The organism is Streptomyces sp. NPDC018693, from assembly GCF_044391385.1.
Classification (GTDB): domain Bacteria; phylum Actinomycetota; class Actinomycetes; order Streptomycetales; family Streptomycetaceae; genus Streptomyces.
Genome location: NZ_JBIRZZ010000017.1, coordinates 40,233 through 60,174, shown reverse-complemented (window position 1 = coordinate 60,174; position 19,942 = coordinate 40,233). Strand labels below are relative to the sequence as shown.

Here is a 19,942-nt window from a genome sequence, read left to right as displayed (position 1 = left end):
TCCCCGTGCTCCGACAAGTGGATCAACCCTAGCGGGTTACACGGAAGATGACGTGGGATCAGCCATGCAACACCCTCGTCGCGCTGTCCTGCCGACTCGTATGAGGCTGTTCGCCGTCGGGCTCGCCTTCGTCGGCGAGCGCGTGTGGCGTGTGGCGTGTCCGGTGGCAGGGGGCGATGTGGTCGTGGTGCCGGCGGTGCGGGCCGCGCTCGGTGTGCTGGTGGCCGTGTCGGCGGCGCCGGACGGCGCGCTGCTCGCCTCGTGCTGCCGGGGTCCAGGCAACCGCGCACGCGCCGCTCGCCGCGACGCGGCGCACACCGGACTCGGGGCCGAACGGGTCCGTCCCGGCGTTCTCTGCGCCACGATGAGGTCTGAGGTGATCCAGATGGGGTACGCCCCTTCCGACCTCGACGAACGCACCTAAGGAGAGCGATGGCACAGCTGCGACAAGAGGTCGACCCGAGGGAGGTCGGGCTGGACGCGCAAGCGCTGGACCGTCTGGACCGGTATGCGGCCCGTCTGGTCGACGAGGGCCGGCTGCCCGGCTTCCTCGTGTCGGTGGCGCGCGGGGGCCGGATCGCCCACCTGACCACTTACGGCCACCGCGATGTCGCAGCCGGGCTGCCCGTCGAGTCCGACACGCTCTGGCGGATCTACTCGATGACCAAGCCGGTCACCACGGTCGCCGCGCTGACGCTGGTGGAGGAGGGCCGGCTGTCGCTGGACGACCCGGTCTTCGACCACCTGCCGGCCTTTGCCGGGCCGCGCGTCTACGTGAGCGGCTCGGGCGCGGATCTCGTCACGCGTCCGGCGCGGGGGCCGGTCCGGATCCGTCATCTGCTCACCCACACCGCCGGGTTGACCTTCGCCTTCTACCACGCGCATCCCGTCGACGCGCTGTACCGGGAGGCCGGTCTGGAGTCGGCGGTGAAGCCGGGTACGGACCTGGCCGGCACGGTCGACGTGTACGCCTCGCTGCCGCTGCAGTTCGAGCCGGGCACACAGTGGAACTACTCGGTCGCCACCAATGTGCTCGGCCGGGTCCTGGAGGTGGTGGCGGGCCGGTCCCTGGACGAGGTGCTCGCCGAGCGCGTCCTCCGCCCGCTGGGCATGTCCGACGCCGGGTTCTGGGTGAGCGACGCGCAGGCCGGGCGGCTGGCGGAGCTGTACGGGGAGACCGAGGACGGCGGCATCCGGCCCGTCCCGGGGCTGCCGCTGCGCGGCGGTCGGCCCCGGTTCTTGTCGGGCAGCGGCGGCCTGGCGGCGACTGCATACGATATGCACCGCTTCATGGAGATGCTGCGACGGCGCGGCGAGCTGGACGGGGTGCGGCTGCTGGCTCCCGAGACGGTCGACCTGATGACCCGCAACCATCTGCCGGGCGGCGCCGACCTGCGCTCCTTCGGCAGCCGTCCGGCCCATGACGAGCCCAACAACGAGGGCGTCGGTTTCGGGCTCGGCGTGTCGGTGGTGATCGACCCGCACCGCACCCGTGCGCCGGCCGGGCTCGGCACCTACGGCTGGAGCGGGGTGGCCACCACGACCTTCTGGGTGGACCCGGGACGTGATCTGACCGTCCAGTTCATGACGCAGGTGCGGCCCAGGTCGTCACGCCCCCTGTACCAGGACCTGAAGCGGCTGGTGCACGAGGCGGTCACCGACTGAGCCGTCACATGGTGTGAACGGTGAAGTGCACACCCTCCTCGGCCAGTTCGGCCAGCCACTCCTCCGACCGGGCCGCCGTCCCGGCGGCTCGGTTCAGTCCCGCCGGGAGGTCGCCGTCGAGGATGTGGCGGACGCCGAGGGCGAGCGGGCGGGAGACGCAGCGGGCCATCGCGCTCTCCTCCTCGTCGCCGATCAGGTCGAGGGAGTAACCGCCCTCCCACGCCTCGCCGTTGTCGGCCCGTACGGCCAGCGAGACCGCCAGTACGACGCGGTCGCGGTCGGCGTCCGTGGTCGGGTGGGCCGCCGCCAGCTCCCCGGCGAGGGCGGCGATCCGGACGTCGTCGCCCGTCCTCAGCTCGTCGAACACGGGCTGCCAGGCGCGCAGCCAGCCGTCCAGGCGCAGGGTGCCGCGCACGAAGTCGACCGGCCGCCAGGCGTCCGGCAGCTCGTACTGCTCGATGAAGGGGACGCTGTCGCGGTTGGGGTACGCCTCGAAGCGCTCGCCGTCGACGAGGTGCTCGCGGGTGGCCTCCCAGGGCCGCTCGGCGGTCGTCTCGGAGCCGCCTTCGAGGTAACGGGCGGGCGACCGCAGGGCGTTGAGGACGCCGAGGGGTGCCCAGCTGAAGCGGTAGCGGAAGTCGTTGGGGACGGCCGGGACGCCCCCGCAGTAGGAGGTGAGGCGGTACGCCGCCGAGGTGGTGTCCCCGATCGCCGTCCGGGCGCGGGCCACCAGGCTGTGCGCGAAGAGGTGGTCGATGCCGGGGTCCAGGCCGGCCTCGGTGAGCACCACCAGGCCGGCCTTCTCGGCCTCGGGCACCTGCTCCAGCACCGCTTCGGAGACATAGCTGGAGCAGGCGAAGTGGGCCTGCCGTGCGACACAGGCCGCCAGCAGTGCGGGGTGCTCCGGCGCGGGCAACATCGACACCACGACATCGCCGGGGGCCAGTGCGGCGGTGAGCGCGTTACGCGTGTACGGGCGCGGCTCGGCGCGGCCGGTCAGTCCGAGCCGCTCCAGGGCTCCGGCGGCCCGCTCCTCGGTGCGGTGCCACAGCAGGACCCGCTCGGCGCGGGCGCACAGCGCCGCCAGGCCACTGCCGGTGGACAGCCCGGCGCCGACCCAGTGGACGGTGCCGTTCGCCGCGACTCGCTCAGTCATGGTCCGACTCCCTTTCTGCGATGCCGAGTTCACGGCACGCCTGGTGGTACCGGTCGACGCAGCGGCCCCAGGCGCCGCTCACCTGGAAGGCGAGCAGCTGCGGCAGCAGGGCCGCCGAGAAGTCGGTGCTGGACTCGCGGGGCAGCAGCGACGGCAGGTTGTCGATGGCGATCAGGTCGAGCGGGGGCTCCTTGTGCAGCCGCCGTACGGGCTCGGTCCACTCGGTCGTACGGTCGTACACCGGAAGGACGTTGAGGGGTGAGCCCACGTCGCAGGTGACGTCGGAGACGGTGCGCAGGCGGCGGGCCGGGGCGTCGAGGTCCTCCTCGCGGAGGAAGGGCGGGACGGGGCTGGTGGCGAGGACGCAGTTGACCAGCACGTCGTGGTCGAGCAGGGCGCGGCGGTCCAGGGCGCGGGTCTCCGCGAGGTCCCAGCAGGTGGGTTCGGCGCCCGCCGTGCCGAGTGCGACGCGGGCGCCCCGGCCGCTGCGGCCCAGGGCGCCGACGACGAGGGCGGTGAAGTCCGCGTCGCCGGGGGCGGGCAGCAGCAGTTCGTCCAGCTCTCCCTTGTCGGTGGGCCGCAGGGGGGCGGTCAGCCGGCCCCGGTGCTGGAGCACCGCCAAGGCGGCGCCCAGGTAGCCCGCCCAGAAGCCGAAGGCGGCGAGTCTGCGGCCCTGGTCGTCCACCAGGTACTCCAGGTCCAGGAGCGTGCCCCCGCCGACGGTGAACCGGCGCAGCAGATCGGCCGCGCCCGGCTGCCGCTTGTAGGCGTGCCCGAAGTAGATGTGCCGGTGGATCAACTCCCCGGGCTCGTCGGGGAGTTCTTTCAGACCGAGGACGACCGTGTCGGGCGGGGCCGACAGCCAGGAGCCCGCGGGGGCGACGCCGGCGCCCACGGCCTCGTACTCCTCGACGGGGAAGATCCGCTGCGGGGACTCCTCGACGGTCAGCCGGACGCCCTGCTCGACGAGCCGGCGGGCGTCGCCGGGCACGATCGGGGTGCGCCGTTCGGTGGCGCGGACTTCGTGGCGCAGCCACAGGTGAAGGTGCGTCATACGCGGTTGGCCTCCGGACGCGGGGCGTCGGCCGCGAACCGGCCGGCGCTCAGGGGCGTGACGTCCACGAAGGGTACGCGGCCCAGGTACAGGTCGCGGACCACCTCGCCGACGGCCGGTGACTGCAGGAAGCCATGCCCGGAGAAGCCGGTCGCATACAGAAAACGGGATACCGAAGTCGCCTCGCCGATCAGGGCGTTGTGGTCGGGGGTGACCTCGTACAGGCCGGCCCAGCCGCCGGTGCGGGGCAGGTCGAGCAGGGCGGGGGCGCGGCGCGCCATGGCCTCGGCGAGGCGGGGGATCCAGCGGTCGTGGGGGTCGGTGGCGAAGCCGGGGCGTTCGTCGGGGTCGGAGAGGCCGACGAGGAGTCCGGGGCCCTCGGCGTGGAAGTAGAAGGTGCTGGTGAAGTCGATGGTCATGGGCAGGTGGGGCGGCAGGCCGGGGACGGGCCCGGTGACCGCGATCTGGCGGCGCAGCGGCTGCACCGGCAGGTCGACGCCGGCCATCGCGCCGACGGCGCGGGACCAGGCGCCGGCCGCGCAGATCACCGTGTCGGTGGCGATGCGGCCGCGGGTGGTGTGGACGGCGGTGACGGTGTCGCCGTGCAGTTCGATGCCGGTGACCTCGGTGTGGCGCAGGATGCGCGCGCCGTGGCGGCGGGCGGCGGCCGCGTAGCCGTGGACGACCGCCTCCGGGGTGCAGTGGCCGTCGTCGGGCGAGAAGGCGGCCGCCAGCAGCCCGTCGGTGGTGATCAGCGGGGAGAGCCGGGCGGCCTCCTCGGGGCCGATCATGCGGCTCGGCACCCCGAGGGAGTTCTGCAGGGCGACGCCCGCTTCGAAGGAGGCGACCTCCTCGGGCGTGGACAGCAGGAAGAGATAGCCGACCCGGTGCAGTCCGATGTCGTGGCCGGTCTCCTCGCGGAAGCGGGCGAACGCCTCCAGGCTGCGCGCCCCGAGCCGGATGTTGACCTCGTCGGAGAACTGGGCGCGCACCCCGCCCGCGGCCTTGGAGCTGGATCCGGCGCCCAACTGGTCCCGCTCCACCAGCAGGACGTCGCGCACGCCCGCGGCGGCGAGGTGGTGGGCGATGCTGGTGCCGACCACTCCGCCGCCGATGACGACGACCGAGGCATGTGTGTTCATGCCTGATCCCTACCCCTGGTGACGGGAGGGGCACTCAGGACCAGTGGGCCACGGCGTCCAGGTGGGGCAGATGGTGGTCCATGCGCTCCCGCTTCGTCCGCAGATAGGTGATGTTGTTCTCACACGGCGGTATGAGCAGCGGGACCGTCTCGGCGACGTCGATGCCGTTGTCGGTGAGCGCCTCCCGCTTGCGCGGGTTGTTCGACATCAGCCGGACCGAGCGGACGCCGAGGTCGCGCAGGATCTCGGCGGCCACCCCGTAGTCGCGGGCGTCCACCGGCAGGCCGAGCGCCAGGTTCGCCTCGACGGTGTCCAGGCCCTCCGCCTGGAGGGCCATCGCGCGCAGCTTGGCGAGCAGTCCGATGCCGCGGCCCTCGTGTCCGCGCAGGTACACCACGATGCCGCGGCCCTCGGCGGCCACCGCCCGCAGCGCGGACGCGAGTTGGTCGCCGCACTCGCAGTGCTGGGAGCCGAAGGCGTCGCCGGTGAGGCATTCGGAGTGCAGCCGGGTGAGGACGTTCTCGGTGCCGATGTCGCCGTGGACCAGGGCCACTTGCTCGTCGCCGCGGTCGTGGTCCAGGTAGCCGATCGCCTGGAATTTCCCGTACACGGTCGGCAGCGGCGCATTCACCACGCGTTCCACACCGGTACGCGGTGCTGCCTTCTTGCCGAGTACGCCAATCTTCTCTGTCATGATCTGGTTCCTAAGTTTCAGACGAAAGGCCGGGAAAAGATGAGTGGTTCGGACATACGGTCGGCCGCATACGGAATACTGCCGACGGACACCACGGAGGATGTACGCAGGCGGGGCGCGGCCGTCTCGACGCGGGTGGCGGTCCTTCCGGTCGGCAGCTTCGAACAGCACGGGCCGTACCTTCCGCTGGCCACCGACACGCTCGTCGCCTGCGCCGTCGCGCGGGAGATCGCGGCCGCGTACCCGGTGCATCTCCTCCCTCCGGTGACCGTCGGCTGCTCGCACGAGCACGTGGCCTGGCCGGGGACCGTCAGCATCTCCTCCGTGACCCTTCACTCGGTGGTACGGGACATCGCGGACTCGTTGCGCCGCTCCGGCGTCGAGGCCCTGGTGGTGGTCAACGGGCACGGCGGGAACTACGTGCTCGGCAACGTCGTCCAGGAGGCGTCCGCGCGCGGGGAGCGGATGGCGCTGTTCCCTGCCCCGGAGGACTGGGAGGCGGCCCGTGAGCGGGCCGGGGTGGTGACCTCGCTGCTCACCGACATGCACGCCGGGGAGATCGAGACCTCGATCCTGCTGCACTCCGACCCGGAGGTGGTCCGTCCCGGATTCGAGTCCGCGGACTTCGTCGCGGACGACCGCCGTCATCTGCTCACCACGGGAATGTCCGCCTATACCGATTCGGGCGTCATCGGCCGTCCTTCCCTGGGGTCCGCGGAAAAGGGCAAGGAACTGCTGGCGAGCCTCACGGATTCCTTCGCGCCGTATTTCTCGCTGCTGACCTCGGCCTCGGGGAACGCGGATTCCGCGGGGGGCGAGCGCGGGTAGCGCCCGTCCGGCGCGTGCCCGGGGCCGGGGCGGCCCGCGCCTGTGGAGCGGCGGGCGACCAGGACGACGGCGCCGGGCAGCGCGGCCACGAGGCTCAGCACCCCGTAGACGACGGCCACGGCGAGCCCCGTCTGCGCGCCCAGGCCGGCCGCGCCGAACGCCCAGGCGGTGACGCCCTCGCGCGGGCCCCAGCCGCCGACGTTCAGCGGCAGGCTCATCGCGAGCAGGGCGAGCACGGCCAGCGGCAGCAGAACGAGCACACCTGCCGCGGAGCCCGCGACACGCGCCGCCACGACGAACATCGCCACATGTCCGGCGAGCACGACCAGCGACGAGAGCGCCACCCCCGGCCCGTTGCGGCGCGACAGCAGGCTCTCGTGTGCCTCCGCGAGCAGCGCCCGCGCGCGGCGCCCCCGGCGGGCGGCGGCGGACGGGGCGCGGTTCATGCGCAGCGCCAGGCCGACGGCGAGCGCGCCGACGGCGGCCAGAGCGGCGAGTGGCACGACCTGCCGTACGTCCGCCCTGACCGGCGACGGCGCGACCAGCAGGACCGTTACGCCTACGACGGCCAGCGCGATCTGTCCCGCCGCGCGCTCCAGCACCACCGCGCGCACGCCCCGTCCGACGTCTCCCTCGCTCTTCCCGTGCCGCACCGCCCGGTGCACATCGCCCAGCACACCGCCGGGCAGCGCCGCGTTCAGGAACAGGGCGCGGTAGTAGTCGGCGACGGCCGGCCCGAGCGGCAGCCGGATCCGCAGCCCCCGGGCCACCAGCGCCCACCTCCACGCACTGAACACGGTCGTGCCCGCCCCGATCCCCAGCGCCACGACCAGCGCCGGTACGTCGATCCGCCGCAGCCCGTCCAACAGGGAGCCGGTGCCCATGCGCCACAGCAGGACACCGAGGATCAGGACACCGGCGAGGGTACCGAGGTGGGGGCGCAGGGCCACGAGCGCGGCGCGCGCCCGGGGGCGGGGGACGTCGGTTCCGGCGCGGGGGGCGGTCACGATGACGCCGATGCGGGAGGGGGCCACCGCGGGGGACGCGGCGGCCGGTCCAACGGCGACGCGGCCCGGCGCGACCGACGGTTGGGCGGGGGACGTTACCGCCGGCCGGGGGGCCAGGTCACCGATGGTCCCGGGAAGCGCCGCCACGACAGCGGTCCTGCCGCCCATGGGAGCCGGTGGGGTGCCGTGGCACACGGGTGACAGGGACTCGGAACCGGACACGGGCGGTACGTCGGCGTCGTGGCGCACGGCTGACGAGAGCCGCGCGCCGGACGCGGGCGATGCCGCGGCGGCGTCACGCGAGGGCGGCAGAGGGCGCCTCGACCGCCGTACGAGCGTCCACGCGGTCTTCCCCCGTACCGCCTGGGCAGCCGACGTCCGCGCACACTCGCCCCGCACCACAGCAGCCGCCGGCACCCGCGTGTCCTCGCCGCACACGGCCGGACCCATCGGCGTCCTCGCGCCCTCGCCCCGCACCATCGGCGCCATCGGCGCTCGCGTGCTCTCGCCACGCACCGCCTGAGCAGCCGACGTCCGCACGCCCTCGCCCCGCACCACGAGAGCAGCCGGCGTCCGCGTGTCCTCGCCGCGCACCGCGGGGGCCGGCGGCGTCGTCGGCCGCACGCGCGCGCCCGCCGTCTCCGCGCTCATCGCGCGCCGCCGGTCGGACGGGCCAGTGCCAGGAGGTCGTTGTGGTGGACGGTGACGTGCAGGTCGCCTGCCGCGCAGGCGGCCAGGCGGGCGGCCAGGTACGGCTCGGCGCGGGCGGCGAGTTCCGGGCGCTGTTCCACCGCCGCGCCGACCCAGCCGCGCAGCCACTGGGCGGTCAGCGCGGCCTCGGCCGGGCCGAGCCGCCAGGGGCTCGGATGCACCTTCACCGTCGCGTCGTGCCGGGCGAACGCCTCCGCGGCGACGGTGACCGCGTCGGGGCCGAGCAGTCCGTCACGCCGCTGGTGGGCGTTGAAGGCGGCGGCGATCTCCGCGTCCAGCGGGTCCTCGGGGGTGAGTTCGACCCGGCCCGCCACGGAGAGCGTCAGCAGCGCCGGGCATCCCGCGCCCGCGCAGGCCGCGGCGAGGGCGTCGACCTCCTCGCGGGTGAGGACGTCGAGCAGCGCGGAGGCGGTGACCAGCGAGGCGCCGGCGAAGGCGTCCGGGGTCAGCCGGGCGACGTCTCCGCGCCGCGTCTCCACGGTGACGCCGCTGCCGTCGGCGGCGGCCCGCGGGGAGGCGACGGCGGCGAAGTGCAGGAGGTAAGGGTCGCGGTCGTGCAGGACCCAGTGCTGGGCGCCGTCGAGGCGGGGGGCGAGCCAGCGGCCCATCGAGCCGGTGCCGCACCCCACGTCGTGCACGACGAGCCCACCGGAGCGCCCCGGCAGGTTGGCGAGCCGGATCCGCAGCGGGTCGAGCAGGTCCAGTGCACGCGCGGCCGCGTCGGCCCCCTCCCGCAACTGCAGCCACTCCGGCGCGTAGCGAGGCGGGTCCTCGGGCCCGGCGTCGCGCAACCGTACGGTGGCCCGCTCACCGGATCGCACGACCGGCCCGGCCCCGGGGACGACCCCCTCCACCCCGACACCGCCGCCCGCGTCGGAGGCGGACGCTCCCGCGACCGCGCCGGGGCCGGCCACTCCCGTGACCGCACCAGAGCCAGCCGCCTCCGTGACCGCACCGCGGTCGGCCACCTCCATCACCACGCCGGAGCCGACCGCCTCGGCCACCACGCCGGACCCAGCCACCTCCGCCACCGCACGCGGGCCAGCCGCCTCGGCGACTCCACCCGGGAGGATCACCCCCGCCACCGCAGCGGACCCACCAGAGCCCACGCCCGCGCCTGCGCGTCCGGTACCCGCGGCCGCGGCGGCGACGGCGCCGTTCTCAGGCAGGTGTGCCTCTGCCGTGCCCAGGCCGTCGTCGCCCTCCGACGCAGCACCTCCCGGAGCCCCAACGGCTCCTTCCCGTGGCCCGGGTTGGGCCGGGATCTGGCTCGCTCGCCGGGCGAGGTCCGCCGGTGTCGGTGTCGCCGTGGTTTTCCTCATGCTGCCCTCCGGGGTTCGTCGGGGAGCCGGAGCAGTACGCCGGCCACGCTCCGGGCGGTGGTGGCCCAGCCGTTCAGGGCGGCTCGGCGGCCGCGCGCGGCGGCCTTCAGCCGGCGTCGTACGTCGGCCTCGCCGAACCAGCCGCGCAGTTCGGCGGCGAGGGCGGCCGGATCCTCCGGCGGGACGAGGATGCCGGGCACGCCCCCGTCGGGAGCGCGGCCGACCGCCTCGGGGAGCCCGCCGACGTCCGTGGCCAGCACCGGTATGCCGCGCGCCAGCGCCTCGGTGACCGCCATGCCGTACGTCTCCGCGTACGAGGTGAGCACCATCAGGTCGGCCGTCGCGTAGCTCGCGTCGAGTTCGGCCCCGGCCTGCGGGCCCGCGAGGTGCAGGCGGTCCTGCAGCCCGTACTGGCGGATGAGGCCCCGCAGATGGGCGACGTACTCGGGGTCCTGCTCCAGCCCGCCCACGCACACGCAGCTCCATGGCAGGTCGGTGACCGCGGCGAGCGCCTCGACCAGCCGGTGCTGGCCCTTGCGCGGGGTCACGGTGGCCACGCACAGCAGCCGGGAGACACCGTCGGTGCCGGAGGCGAGGGGGGCGATGTCGGCGCCGGGGGCGGCGACATGGACCCGGTCGGGGGCGAGCCCGTGGTGGGAGACCAGGCGGCGGACCGCCCACTCGCTGGTGGCGATCACCGCCGGGACGGCCCGCAGCACCGTCCGCTCCTTGGCGTCGAGTTCGGCGGCCACCTCCGCCGCGAGCCCCGTCTCGTCGCCCAGGGGAAGGTGGACGAGGACGGCCAGGCGCAGCCGCGCGGCCTCCGGGACGACGATCTCCGGGACCCCGCAGGCGACCAGCCCGTCGAGCAGTACGACCGTGCCGTCCGGCAACTCCCGCAGGGTGCGGGCGAGCTCCGTACGGGCCGCCGCCCCCGGTGAGGGCCAGGCACCGTCCACCAGGTGTCGGCGCACCGACCAGCCGAAGCCGGGCAGGTCCAGGCAGATCCGCCGGTCGTAGGCGTTGCCGCCGCTCGGCCGGGCCGGGTCGTCGACGCCGCCCGGCATCACGAAGTGCACGGTGTTCAGGGACATGGGGATGAGGTCGCCGTTCCTGAAGGCGGGCGCCGGGGTCTGCGCGGGCACGTAGTCCAGCCGCCGGTCCCGCTCGATGGTCGTCTCGGTCACAGCGCACGCTCGTAACTCGCCCACGCGACATGCGACTCGTGGAGCGTGACGGAGATCTGCGCGATGCCCTTGGCGCCCTCGCCGAGCGCGCCCTTGTGGATGCGCTCGGCGAGCCGGTCCGCGACGACCTTGGCGAGGAACTCCGTCGAGGTGTTGATCCCGGCGAAATCGGGCTCGTTGTCGAGGTTGCGGTAGTTCAGCTCGCTGACGACGGCACCGAGTTCCTGGGTGGCCAGTCCGATGTCGACGACGATGTTGTCGTCGTCCAGCTGCTCCCGGCGGAACGTGGCGTCCACGAGGAACGTCGCTCCGTGCAGGCGCTGTGCGGGCCCGAAGACCTCGCCACGGAAGCTGTGGGCGATCATGATGTGATCGCGGACGGTGACACTGAACAACGGACGACCCTCCAGGTGCGGTGCGTCGAGGTCCTCCGGCCCCTTGCTGCCGGTGGATGCCGAGTAGTACGGCTCTTCGCTTCCCCGTGTTCAGCCGCCGCTCACTCTTTTCCGTCGCAGGTCAGGTGCCGTCGCCGTACCGCACGCGGTGGCAGAGCGCGGGAATCGCGCCGGAGGCCAGTTTCGGCATGACGTCCGGCAGTTCCTCGAAGGCGCTCTCCCCGGTGACGAGCGCGTCCAGGGCGGGATCGGCGAGCAGTTCGAGCGCGAGGGCCAGCCGGTCGCCGTAGGTGCGGCTGGCGCGGCGGGCCGGGGAGACGGTGCCGACCTGGCTGCTGCGGACGGTGAGCCGCCGGGAGTGGAACGCCTCGCCGAGCGGCAGGCTCACCCGCCGGTCGCCGTACCAGCTCAGTTCGACGACCGTGCCCTCGGCGGCGAGGAGTTCCAGCGCGCGGGCGAGGCCGGCCTCGGTGGCGCTGGCGTGCACGACGAGGTCGCAGTCCCCGAGGGCCCGTTCGGGCGGCGCGAAGTCGACGCCGAGCGCCTGAGCCGTCGCGGCCCGCCCCGGATCGGCGTCCACCAACTGCACCCGTACGCCCGGGAAGCGGGCCAGCAGCGCGGCCACGGAGCAGCCGACCATGCCTCCGCCGACCACCGCGATCCGGTCGCCGACCAGCGGCGCGGCGTCCCACAGCGCGTTGACGGCGGTCTCCACGGTCCCGGCGAGGACGGCCCGTTCGGCGGGCACGGACTCCGGTACGACGGTGACGGCGGCGGCCGGGACGACGTACCGCGTCTGGTGCGGGTACAGGCAGAAGACCGTACGGCCGAGCAGGTCCGCCGGTCCCTGCTCCACCACGCCGACGCTGAGGTAGCCGTACTTCACGGGCGCCGGGAAGTCGCCCTCCTGGAACGGTGCCCGCATGGCGGTGTGCTGGCTCGCGGGCACTCCGCCGCGGAAGACGAGGGTCTCGGTGCCGCGGCTGACACCGGAGTACAGGGCGCGCACCAGCACCTCGCCCTCCCTCGGGTCCGGCAGCGGGGCCTCGCGTATCTCGCCCTCACCCGGCCGACCCACCCAGAACGCACGTGCGGTGCGCTTCATCCGCGTCCTCCCTGAACGATCGGGAACCTGTTCACGTACCGAGGTGTGCACAGGCCGCGCACAGTACGCGGCGTTGATCGACTCTGTCACACGGCCGGAGGGTGTGCGGTGGCCCTGAACAACACGTACGACGCGAGGCTCGTCCAGCAGGAGACGGCGGTGGGAGCGGGTGTGCAGATCCTGCTGCTCGCACTGCTCGGCTCGGCGATCGGCATGGGCCCCGCGGGCTGGCTGACCGGCCTGGCCTTCGCCCTCGCGACCTGGGCGGTGCTCTCCCGCGCCCTGCACCGCACCCGGCCGCGCTCCTTCGGTCCGGCGAACCGGGTCACCCTCGGGCGGACCATCCTGGTCGGCGGGGTGACCGCGCTGGTCGCGGACTCCTTCGCGAGCGCGCCGCCGGTGGCCCTGCTCGTGGCCCTCACCGCGGTCGCGCTGATCCTCGACGGCGTCGACGGCAAGGTCGCCCGCCGCACCGGTACGTCGACCGCGCTGGGCGCGCGCTTCGACATGGAGGTCGACGCGTTCCTGATCCTGGTGCTGAGCGTGTACGTCTCGACGCAGCTGGGCCCGTGGGTGTTGCTGATCGGCGGTATGCGGTATGCGTTCGTCGCCGCCGCGCGCGTCGCGCCCTGGCTCAACGCCCCGCTGCCGCCGTCGATGGCCCGCAAGACGGTCGCCGCGCTGCAGGGCGTCGCACTGCTGCTCGCCGGCGCCGAACTCCTGCCGCACGCGGTGAACTTCGCGGTGGCACTGGTCGCGCTGGGCTCGCTGGTGTGGTCGTTCGGGCGGGATGTGCTGTGGCTGTGGCGGACCTCCCGGGTGACGGCGGGGGCGGCGGGTACCGCGGGGCGGAGCAAGGAGCTGGCACTGGCCGCCCGTTGACAGCACCGGCTGCACGTGGACACCGTCGGCCGCCCGTGCCACCGCCTGCCGCCCACTGCCGGCGTCGGCCGCCCGTTGCCACCACCTGCCGCCCGCTGCCGGCGCCGGACGCCCGTGGTCGGCGCCAGCCACCCATGGACACCGCTGTCCCCCTCTTGCCACCGCCGGTCACCCGCTGCCGGCGACAGCCGTCCGCTGACCGCCCCGCGGGATCACCGTCGGCGCGGCAGCAGTGCGATCGCCGCGGCCGGTACGGCGGCCAGCAACAGCCAGGGCACCGGCGCGGGCAGCTCCGCGTCGAGGAGGGTGCCGGTGGCGGCACTGCCGACCAGGACGATCAGCCCCGACACGGAGGACACCGTCCCCGTGTACAGGCCGAGACGGCCGTCCGCGGCGAGGTCGGGGACCCAGGCCCGGGTGGCCGGGGCGACGAGCATCTGGCCGAGGGTGAGCAGGACGACGAAGGCGGCCGCGGGCAGCAGTCCGGCCGTCCCGGTGCGGGCGGCGGGCAGGGCGGCGGCCACCACCGCGAACCCGGCGGCGATCAGCGCCAGCCCGGCCGCCATGGACCGGCGCGCGCTGAGCCGCTCCCCCACCCACCGGGTGACGGGCAGTTGCGCGGTCACCACCAGCAGCGAGGACAGGGCGAACAGCCAGGCCAGCGCCGCCTGCGAGCCGGTCGCACGCTCCACCTCGGCGGGCAGGGCGAGATAGAGCTGGTTGTAGGCGAGCAGGTAGGCCCCGTACGCGCCGCACAGGGCGAGGAAGCGCCGGTTGCGCAGCAGCGGCCCGATGCCGCCGCGGACCGGCACGCGGACGCGGCCGGGGATGTGCTGCGGCAGCAGCGCCGCGTGGCCGGCGAGGACGAGGACGAAGATCCCGGCCCCGGCCAGGCACACCGTCCGGAAGTCGACCGACAGCAGCAGCGCGCCGAGCAGCGGTCCGACGAAGGCGCCCGCCTGACCGGCGACGGTGAACAGGGCGAGGACCCGGGTGCGGGCCCCGCCTCCGGCCTCCTCCCAGACCACGGCCTGGCGGGCCACCTCGGACTCGACGGCCGGCGAGAACAGCGCGGCGGCGAACCCGATCAGCAGCACCGCGCCGACCACCGCCCAGGTCCGCCCGGCGAATCCGAGCCAGACGAACCCGGCGATCCGCAGGGCACAACCGGCGAGCACGACCGGCCGGACGCCGTACCGGTCGGCGAGTGCGCCGCCCACCACGAACAGCCCCTGCTGGCTGAAGGTGCGCAGTCCGAGCACGAAGCCGACCAGCCAGCCCGCCATGCCGATCGCCCCGCCGAGGTGGTCGGCGAGGAAGGGCAGGACGGCGAAGAAGCCGATGTTGAAGGCTAGTTGAGTGAGGATCAGGAGGCGCAGGAGGGAGGGGAGTCGTCGCAGGCGAGGGCGGGTGGGGGCTGTGGTCATCGGTCTGCCCGGCGTGATGTGCGTGCGGGGGTACGGCCGCGCACGCCGCCCGCGGCCGTCACCGCGAGCGCGCCGAGCAGGGCGAGAAGGGCGGCGGGGGCGGGGCGTGTTCGGCGTAGGGCTGGTTCTCGGCGAGGAGGAGGCCCCCACTCGAGCAGCAGGGACACGCCGAGGGCCTGCAGGACGGCGGGGGTGACCTCGGCGCCGGAGATCAAGGAGCGGCCGGCGTCACCGTGCGGCAGCCCGCCCAACCACTGCGCCAGGAGGCGCAACGGGCTGTCGCTGAGGCCGCGTTGGGCGCGGATGTCGGCGAGGACGGCCGGGTCGGGGGTGCGTTCGGGCGAGCGGGCGCGCAGCACGGTGAGGGCGCGCGGACGCGGACGACGAGGGGAGGGCATGGTCACCGGCTTGTCGTGAGGGAGTGGGGGGTGGGGGGTGGGAGGGCGAAGGGGCCGTCAGGGCGGGGGCTAGTGGGGCGGGGCCGAGGAGAGCTGAGGGGTGGCCGGCCTGTGGGCTTCGAGGGGGATGTCGAAGTGGACGATGCCCTGGCCGCCGGCCTGGTCGGCGCGCTCGTCGTGGACGACCGTGCCGAGGGAGCGCCAGAAGGGCTCCGCGCCGGTCACGGCCGGGTCGGTGTGCAGATACACGGCGCGGTATCCGCCGTCCGCCGCCGCGAACGCGAGCAACTCGGCGACCAGCAGCCGGGCGAGACCGCGCCTGCGGTCCTCGGGGCGGACGTAGACGCGGCGCAGCTGGGCAGTGGTGCCGGACGGGTAGCGGGCGGCGACATGCGCGGGGTTCGGCGGGTGCGCGGGGCCACGTGAGTCGAGCGCCCCGGTGGCCACGACCGTGCCGCCCCCGTCGACGGCGACCAGCAGCGTGTGCCGGACCGGCGTCAGATAGGCGGCCGCCGGGTCGACGATGTCACCGTGCCAGTGCGGCACATACCCGGTGCCGAAGTCGCGGTAGACGGTGTCGAGCATGACGGCCCGGGCCCCGTCGAGGTCGTCGGGGCCGGCGGTCCTGATGCGGTACGCCCCGCTATGGCTCATCTCATGCACCTGCACATCATATGCATTAAGGAGGAGGTGAAGATCACCACCAGGTCGCCGCCGGTCGCCGCCGGTCGCCGACAGCCCACATCGGCGATCGGTGCGGGGTCGGCGGGCTGGGCGAGCCAAGGGGCGTCCGCCTCGAAGAACTGGTCGCACTCGTCCAGACGACCCGCCGCACGGCCCCACCCGTGGCGGACCTTCGGCCCATCGTCGGAGCCGGTGCGATCGTGCCAGCCTGTGGGTGGCGCGCGCGAAGGACAGACGCGGCGGCGCGGCGTAGGGCGAGGAAGGGAGCAGTGGTCGGCATGGCGGCGTCACGGGTCGTACGGCGCTGGCTGCCGCAGCAGCACGGGGCCTGGGCGATGCTCGTCGTACCGTTCCTGGCGGGGATGTTCCTGGGGACGCCGTCCCCTTGGCACGTCCTGCTCCTCCTGGCCTGGCTGCTCGCGTATCTCGCCACCTATCACCTCCAGCAGTGGCTGCGGCTGCGCCGCGTGTCGCGCAACCCGAAGGCGCCGGCCCGCCATGTCCGGCCGCTCGTCGTCTTCGGCGCCGCCCTGGCGCCGCCCGGCCTGGCCCTCGTCGTGCACGCGCCGTGGCTGCTGCTCGCCGCCCTCGCCGCGCTGCCGTTCCTGGCGGTGAACTGCTGGTACGCGGCGCGCAACCGGGAGCGGGCCACGCTCAACGGGCTCGTCGCGGTGGTCCCGGCGTGCGGCATGCTGCCGGTCGCCCTGCATCTCGGGGGCGGCGGCTTCGGCCGGGCGGCGACGCTGACCTGTCTGCTGTACTTCGCGGGCACGGTCCTCTACGTCAAGACCATGATCCGCGAGCGGGGCAGCGCCGCGTACCGCTGGGCGTCGGGCGCCTACCACGCCGTGGCGCTGGCCGTCGGGGTCGTGCTCAGCCCGTGGGTCGGGGTGTTCTTCGCCGTCTGCCTCGGCCGTGCGCTGCTCATGCCGACGCTCGGGCGGGTGCGGGTCGGCGTGGTGGGGGCGGTGGAGGTGGTGCTCTCGGTGGCGCTGCTGGGGGTTCTTGTCTCGGTGTACGGCTGAGCAGTGGTCGTTCCACGGCGGAGCAGTGGTCACTGTTCTTACGGCTGCGCAGTGGCCGCTGTTCTTACGACTGGGCAGTGGCCGTCCTACAGCTGAGCAGGGGCCGTTGCTCTCACGGCTGGGCAGGCGGGGCGGGCACGCCCCACGGCCGTGGTGGGTCCGTGGGGCGTGCCGGCCCCGGCGATCGGCCCGCTACGGCGCCGGCACCGCCGTCCGCGCCGGGGCGTAACCCGTGGGCCGGGCCGTGAAGGTGCCGCGGCCCTGGGTGCGGCCGCGCAGCCGGGTGGCGTAGCCGAACAGCTCCGCCAGCGGCACCGTGGCCGTGACCACCGCCGACCCGCCGCGCACCGCCGAGCCGGCCACCCGGCCACGCCGGGCCGCGAGATCACCGAGGACGGCGCCGACGGCGTCCTGGGGCACGGTGACCGTGACCTCGGCGACCGGCTCCAGCAGCACCATCTCGCAGGCGCGCAGGGCCTGTTGGAGCGCGAACCGCCCGGCCGTACGGAAGGCCGCCTCCGAGGAGTCCTTCACATGGGTCGCCCCGTCGGTCAGGGTGACCCGCAGCCCGGTCACCCGGTGACCGCCGAGCGGCCCCTCGGCGAGCGCGTCCCGGCAGCCGGCCTCCACCGCGCGCGCGTACTCCTGCGGCACCCGGCCCCCGACGACGGCCGACCGGAAGGCGAACTCCTCCTCCAGCGGCTCCACATCGAGCACGACGTGCGCGAACTGCCCGGCGCCGCCGTCCTGTTTGACGTGCCGGTACACCACACCGGTCACGCCCCGCCCGACGGTTTCCCGGTACGTCACCCCGGGCCGCCCGACGGCGACCTCGATGCCGAGGCTGCGGCGGATCTTCTCCACCGCGACCTCCAGATGCAGCTCGCCCATGCCGGACAGCAGCGTCTGACCGGTCTCCGGGTCGGTCCGGACCACCAGCGACGGATCCTCCTCGGCGATGCGGGCCAGCGCGGAGGCCAGCCGGTCGCCGTCGGCACCGCGGCGCGCCTCGACGGCCACGGAGACGACCGGCTCGGCCGCGCCCGGCGGTTCCAGGAGCAGCGGGGCGTCCGGCGCGCACAGGGTCGCGCCCGCGCGGGCCGACTTCAGCCCGATCACAGCCACGATGTCCCCGGCGAGTGCCCGCTCCAGCGGGGCGTGCCGGTCCGCCTGGACGCGCAGAATACGTCCGATGCGCTCGGCACGCCGGGCACCCGAGTCCCACACGGTGTCTCCCTTCTCGATGGTTCCCGAGTACACGCGCAGGTAGGTCAGGCGGCCCGTGGGGGTGGCGTTCACCTTGAAGACGAGGGCGGCGAAGGGCGCGGCTGGGTCGGCTGGGCGGATACCGCATACAGCGGGCACATCGAGCGGCGACGGCAGATACGCCACCACCGCGTCCAGCAGCGGCTCGATCCCGCGGTTGCGGTAGGCGGAGCCGCACAGCACGACCAGCCCGTCGCCGCTGTGGGTCAGGTCCCGCAAGGCGCCGGTGAGGGTGTGCGCCGAGAGCGTGTCCCGCTCGCAGAACTCCTCCAGTGCCGCCGGGTGGCGCTCCGCGACGGCCTCCTCCAGGAGCCGGCGCCTGCGCAGCGCCTCCTCCCTCAGGTCGTCCGGTACGGCACCCTCGACGGCGGTGTCGGCGCCGTCGGCCCAGACCAGGGAGCGCAGCCGGACCAGGTCCACGACGCCGGTGAAGGCGTCCTCCGCGCCGATCGGCAGCTGGACCACCAGCGGGGCCGGGTGCAGCCGGTCGCGCAGGGAGGCGACGGCGGTGTCGAGGTCGGCGCCCGCGCGGTCCATCTTGTTGACGAAGGCGATCCTCGGCACACCGTGCCGGTCGGCCTGCCGCCACACGGACTCGCTCTGCGGCTCCACCCCGGCGACGGCGTCGAACACCGCGACCGCGCCGTCGAGCACTCGCAGCGCACGCTCGACCTCGTCGGCGAAGTCGACATGGCCCGGGGTGTCGATCAGGTTGACGCGGTGTCCGTCCCAGTCGCAGCTGACGGCCGCCGCGAAGATGGTGATGCCGCGGTCGCGCTCCTGAGGGTCGAAGTCGGTGACGGTGGTGCCGTCGTGGACCTCGCCGCGTTTGTGTGTGGTGCCGGTCGCATACAGGATCCGTTCGGTGACGGTGGTCTTGCCCGCGTCGACATGGGCGAGGATGCCCAGGTTGCGTACGGCGGAGAGGTGTGAGGTGCGCATGGCCCTCGGCCTTTCGGGGTGATCCGGAGAACGGGCAGCGCGATGTTCCCGGCGAAGCCGACGTGAGGCACCGACCGACCTTGAGAGCGGGGTCGGTCAGCGTCTACAGGGCGGGTTCGTCAGGTCATCCGGTGCCGGCCGCGCAGCGAGCACCGGACGAACGAGGACACGAGGATCACCTCGGTACGGAAGGAGGGAGCGATGACGGCGCTGTGGGCACACATGGCCGGGCTCCCTTCGTCGTCTCGTTCGTCACGGTGATGCGCGGCCACCGGTCGTGGGCGGCACACGTGGGGGTGAGTGTAGAGAGGAACAGCCGTGCGGGGCGCGCGATTTAATAGAAGTGCCGGCGCACGCGGCGCAGCCACGCGTCGGCGGCCCGCTCGTCCGGGCGCTCCGGCAGCACGCTGCGCGTCTCCGCGAAGGCCGTCTCGAAGCGGTTCAGCAGGGGCCGGGCGGCCTCGGGGTCGGCGGCGACCCGCTCGCCGAACCGGTGGTAGCTCTCGGGGTCCTCGACCCGGATGGTCAGCCGTCCGGTCGCGTACAGCTCGTACCCCTGGTGGCAGAGCCGCTTGAGGTGCCGGGCGTGTTTGGCCGTGCGCCTGCGGGTGTCGGCCGAGAAGGAGCCGTCGCCACGGCTCTGCAGCTTCCTGAACTGCTGGGTGGCATAGCCGAGATAGGCGTCGCGGACCCGGGCGGCGCTCAGCAACGAGGCGCGGATGCCGATCAGTTCCTCGCCGAGCGGGGTGCGCACCTCGTACAGGTCCTCCGGCAGCCAGACCAGCTCCATGACGGTCGGATTGCCGCCGAGGGCGAGCCGGCACCACTTGGCGGCCTCGTGCAGGGTGCGGTCGGGAGCCGTGCTGACATGCGACTCCTTCGGCGGGTGCAGGCCGTGCAGTTCCTCGGTGGGCGCGGCGAACAGGCCGAGCCGGTCCACGTCGGATCCCGCGTGCGCCAGCCCGTACGCCGTCGAGCCGACGACGCCGGACAGCAGGATGTTGTCGACGGTCGTCGTAGTCATTCCGTCCCCCATGTCCCCGCTGGTGTTG

The 19,942-nt window shown here is 74.0% G+C and carries 18 protein-coding genes and 2 pseudogenes; 6 read left to right on the top strand and 14 right to left on the bottom strand.

Annotated features, from left to right (window positions below):
• The first annotated feature begins 100 nt into the window (after nucleotides 1-100).
• Together ACH5AC_RS32055 and ACH5AC_RS32050 are read left to right on the top strand one after the other, a co-directional pair.
• The gene (locus ACH5AC_RS32055) at nucleotides 101-424 is read left to right on the top strand and encodes a hypothetical protein (RefSeq protein ID WP_398865763.1); all 324 of its coding nucleotides are present in this window, start codon (nucleotides 101-103) and stop codon (nucleotides 422-424) included.
• An 8-nt stretch (nucleotides 425-432) separates the two neighbouring features.
• On the top strand, nucleotides 433-1,665 hold the full coding sequence (locus ACH5AC_RS32050) for a serine hydrolase domain-containing protein (protein ID WP_398865762.1): 1,233 nt from the start codon (nucleotides 433-435) through the stop codon (nucleotides 1,663-1,665).
• A 4-nt stretch (nucleotides 1,666-1,669) separates the two neighbouring features.
• Here the strand turns inward: ACH5AC_RS32050 and ACH5AC_RS32045 are convergent, their stop codons facing one another.
• From ACH5AC_RS32045 to ribA, 4 genes are read right to left on the bottom strand one after another with little or no spacing between them, the layout of a single operon-like run.
• Nucleotides 1,670-2,821 carry a saccharopine dehydrogenase family protein gene (locus ACH5AC_RS32045; RefSeq protein WP_398865761.1) on the bottom strand — a complete coding sequence of 384 codons (1,152 nt, stop codon included), beginning with the start codon at nucleotides 2,819-2,821 and terminating at the stop codon, nucleotides 1,670-1,672.
• The gene (locus ACH5AC_RS32040) at nucleotides 2,814-3,875 is read right to left on the bottom strand and encodes a saccharopine dehydrogenase (RefSeq protein WP_398865760.1); all 1,062 of its coding nucleotides are present in this window, start codon (nucleotides 3,873-3,875) and stop codon (nucleotides 2,814-2,816) included. Before ACH5AC_RS32040 ends, ACH5AC_RS32045 begins: the two co-directional genes overlap by 8 nt.
• The gene (locus ACH5AC_RS32035; RefSeq protein ID WP_398865759.1) at nucleotides 3,872-5,017 is read right to left on the bottom strand and encodes an NAD(P)/FAD-dependent oxidoreductase; all 1,146 of its coding nucleotides are present in this window, start codon (nucleotides 5,015-5,017) and stop codon (nucleotides 3,872-3,874) included. Before ACH5AC_RS32035 ends, ACH5AC_RS32040 begins: the two co-directional genes overlap by 4 nt.
• Nucleotides 5,018-5,051: 34 nt before the next feature.
• On the bottom strand, nucleotides 5,052-5,711 hold the full coding sequence (gene ribA / locus ACH5AC_RS32030) for a GTP cyclohydrolase II (protein ID WP_398865758.1): 660 nt from the start codon (nucleotides 5,709-5,711) through the stop codon (nucleotides 5,052-5,054).
• 39 nt (nucleotides 5,712-5,750) lie between these two features.
• On the opposite strand from ribA, the gene ACH5AC_RS32025 reads away from it, so the two are divergent.
• Nucleotides 5,751-6,539: a creatininase family protein gene (locus tag ACH5AC_RS32025; RefSeq protein WP_398865756.1), complete on the top strand. Its 789-nt coding sequence runs from the start codon at nucleotides 5,751-5,753 to the stop codon at nucleotides 6,537-6,539.
• A 131-nt stretch (nucleotides 6,540-6,670) separates the two neighbouring features.
• Here the strand turns inward: ACH5AC_RS32025 and ACH5AC_RS32020 are convergent.
• Nucleotides 6,671-7,423: pseudogene (locus ACH5AC_RS32020) on the bottom strand (YbhN family protein); the annotation flags it as partial.
• Nucleotides 7,424-7,727: 304 nt separating this feature from the next.
• On the opposite strand from ACH5AC_RS32020, the gene ACH5AC_RS32015 reads away from it, so the two are divergent.
• Entirely contained in the window at nucleotides 7,728-8,069 is a 342-nt protein-coding gene (locus ACH5AC_RS32015) for a hypothetical protein (protein WP_398865755.1), read from the top strand.
• 124 nt (nucleotides 8,070-8,193) lie between these two features.
• Here ACH5AC_RS32015 and ACH5AC_RS32010 read toward each other — a convergent pair whose 3' ends face one another.
• The 4 genes from ACH5AC_RS32010 to ACH5AC_RS31995 all read right to left on the bottom strand — a co-directional run bounded on the left by ACH5AC_RS32010 (nucleotide 8,194) and on the right by ACH5AC_RS31995 (nucleotide 12,266).
• Nucleotides 8,194-9,231 carry a methyltransferase domain-containing protein gene (locus tag ACH5AC_RS32010; protein WP_398865850.1) on the bottom strand — a complete coding sequence of 346 codons (1,038 nt, stop codon included), beginning with the start codon at nucleotides 9,229-9,231 and terminating at the stop codon, nucleotides 8,194-8,196.
• A gap of 344 nt (nucleotides 9,232-9,575) precedes the next feature.
• Complete coding sequence (locus tag ACH5AC_RS32005) at nucleotides 9,576-10,766, bottom strand: glycosyltransferase family 4 protein (RefSeq protein ID WP_398865754.1); 1,191 nt, start codon at nucleotides 10,764-10,766, stop codon at nucleotides 9,576-9,578.
• Nucleotides 10,763-11,161 carry a 6-pyruvoyl trahydropterin synthase family protein gene (locus ACH5AC_RS32000; protein ID WP_398865753.1) on the bottom strand — a complete coding sequence of 133 codons (399 nt, stop codon included), beginning with the start codon at nucleotides 11,159-11,161 and terminating at the stop codon, nucleotides 10,763-10,765. Before ACH5AC_RS32000 ends, ACH5AC_RS32005 begins: the two co-directional genes overlap by 4 nt.
• A gap of 121 nt (nucleotides 11,162-11,282) precedes the next feature.
• Entirely contained in the window at nucleotides 11,283-12,266 is a 984-nt protein-coding gene (locus ACH5AC_RS31995) for an NAD(P)-binding protein (protein ID WP_398865752.1), read from the bottom strand.
• Between the two features lie 108 nt (nucleotides 12,267-12,374).
• Between ACH5AC_RS31995 and ACH5AC_RS31990 the strand changes: the two genes are divergently transcribed.
• The gene (locus ACH5AC_RS31990; protein WP_398865751.1) at nucleotides 12,375-13,148 is read left to right on the top strand and encodes a CDP-alcohol phosphatidyltransferase family protein; all 774 of its coding nucleotides are present in this window, start codon (nucleotides 12,375-12,377) and stop codon (nucleotides 13,146-13,148) included.
• Nucleotides 13,149-13,360: 212 nt separating this feature from the next.
• Here ACH5AC_RS31990 and ACH5AC_RS31985 read toward each other — a convergent pair whose 3' ends face one another.
• The 3 genes and pseudogenes from ACH5AC_RS31985 to ACH5AC_RS31975 all read right to left on the bottom strand — a co-directional run bounded on the left by ACH5AC_RS31985 (nucleotide 13,361) and on the right by ACH5AC_RS31975 (nucleotide 15,627).
• Nucleotides 13,361-14,575 (bottom strand): MDR family MFS transporter, encoded by a 1,215-nt coding sequence (locus tag ACH5AC_RS31985; RefSeq protein ID WP_398865750.1) that lies wholly within the window; start codon nucleotides 14,573-14,575, stop codon nucleotides 13,361-13,363.
• 152 nt (nucleotides 14,576-14,727) lie between these two features.
• A pseudogene (locus ACH5AC_RS31980) lies at nucleotides 14,728-14,973 on the bottom strand (ABC transporter permease); the annotation flags it as partial.
• Nucleotides 14,974-15,042: 69 nt separating this feature from the next.
• Nucleotides 15,043-15,627: a GNAT family N-acetyltransferase gene (locus tag ACH5AC_RS31975; RefSeq protein WP_398865849.1), complete on the bottom strand. Its 585-nt coding sequence runs from the start codon at nucleotides 15,625-15,627 to the stop codon at nucleotides 15,043-15,045.
• A gap of 308 nt (nucleotides 15,628-15,935) precedes the next feature.
• Here ACH5AC_RS31975 and ACH5AC_RS31970 point away from each other — a divergent pair, with 308 nt between their 5' ends.
• Nucleotides 15,936-16,682 carry a YwiC-like family protein gene (locus ACH5AC_RS31970; protein ID WP_398865749.1) on the top strand — a complete coding sequence of 249 codons (747 nt, stop codon included), beginning with the start codon at nucleotides 15,936-15,938 and terminating at the stop codon, nucleotides 16,680-16,682.
• A gap of 192 nt (nucleotides 16,683-16,874) precedes the next feature.
• On the opposite strand, the gene fusA is transcribed toward ACH5AC_RS31970, so the two are convergent.
• Together fusA and ACH5AC_RS31960 are read right to left on the bottom strand one after the other, a co-directional pair.
• Nucleotides 16,875-18,890 (bottom strand): elongation factor G, encoded by a 2,016-nt coding sequence (gene fusA, locus ACH5AC_RS31965; protein WP_398865748.1) that lies wholly within the window; start codon nucleotides 18,888-18,890, stop codon nucleotides 16,875-16,877.
• A 334-nt stretch (nucleotides 18,891-19,224) separates the two neighbouring features.
• A complete protein-coding gene (locus ACH5AC_RS31960; RefSeq protein ID WP_398865747.1) occupies nucleotides 19,225-19,914 on the bottom strand; it encodes a DNA polymerase beta superfamily protein in 690 nt (229 codons plus the stop codon).
• Between the last annotated feature and the right edge of the window lie 28 nt (nucleotides 19,915-19,942).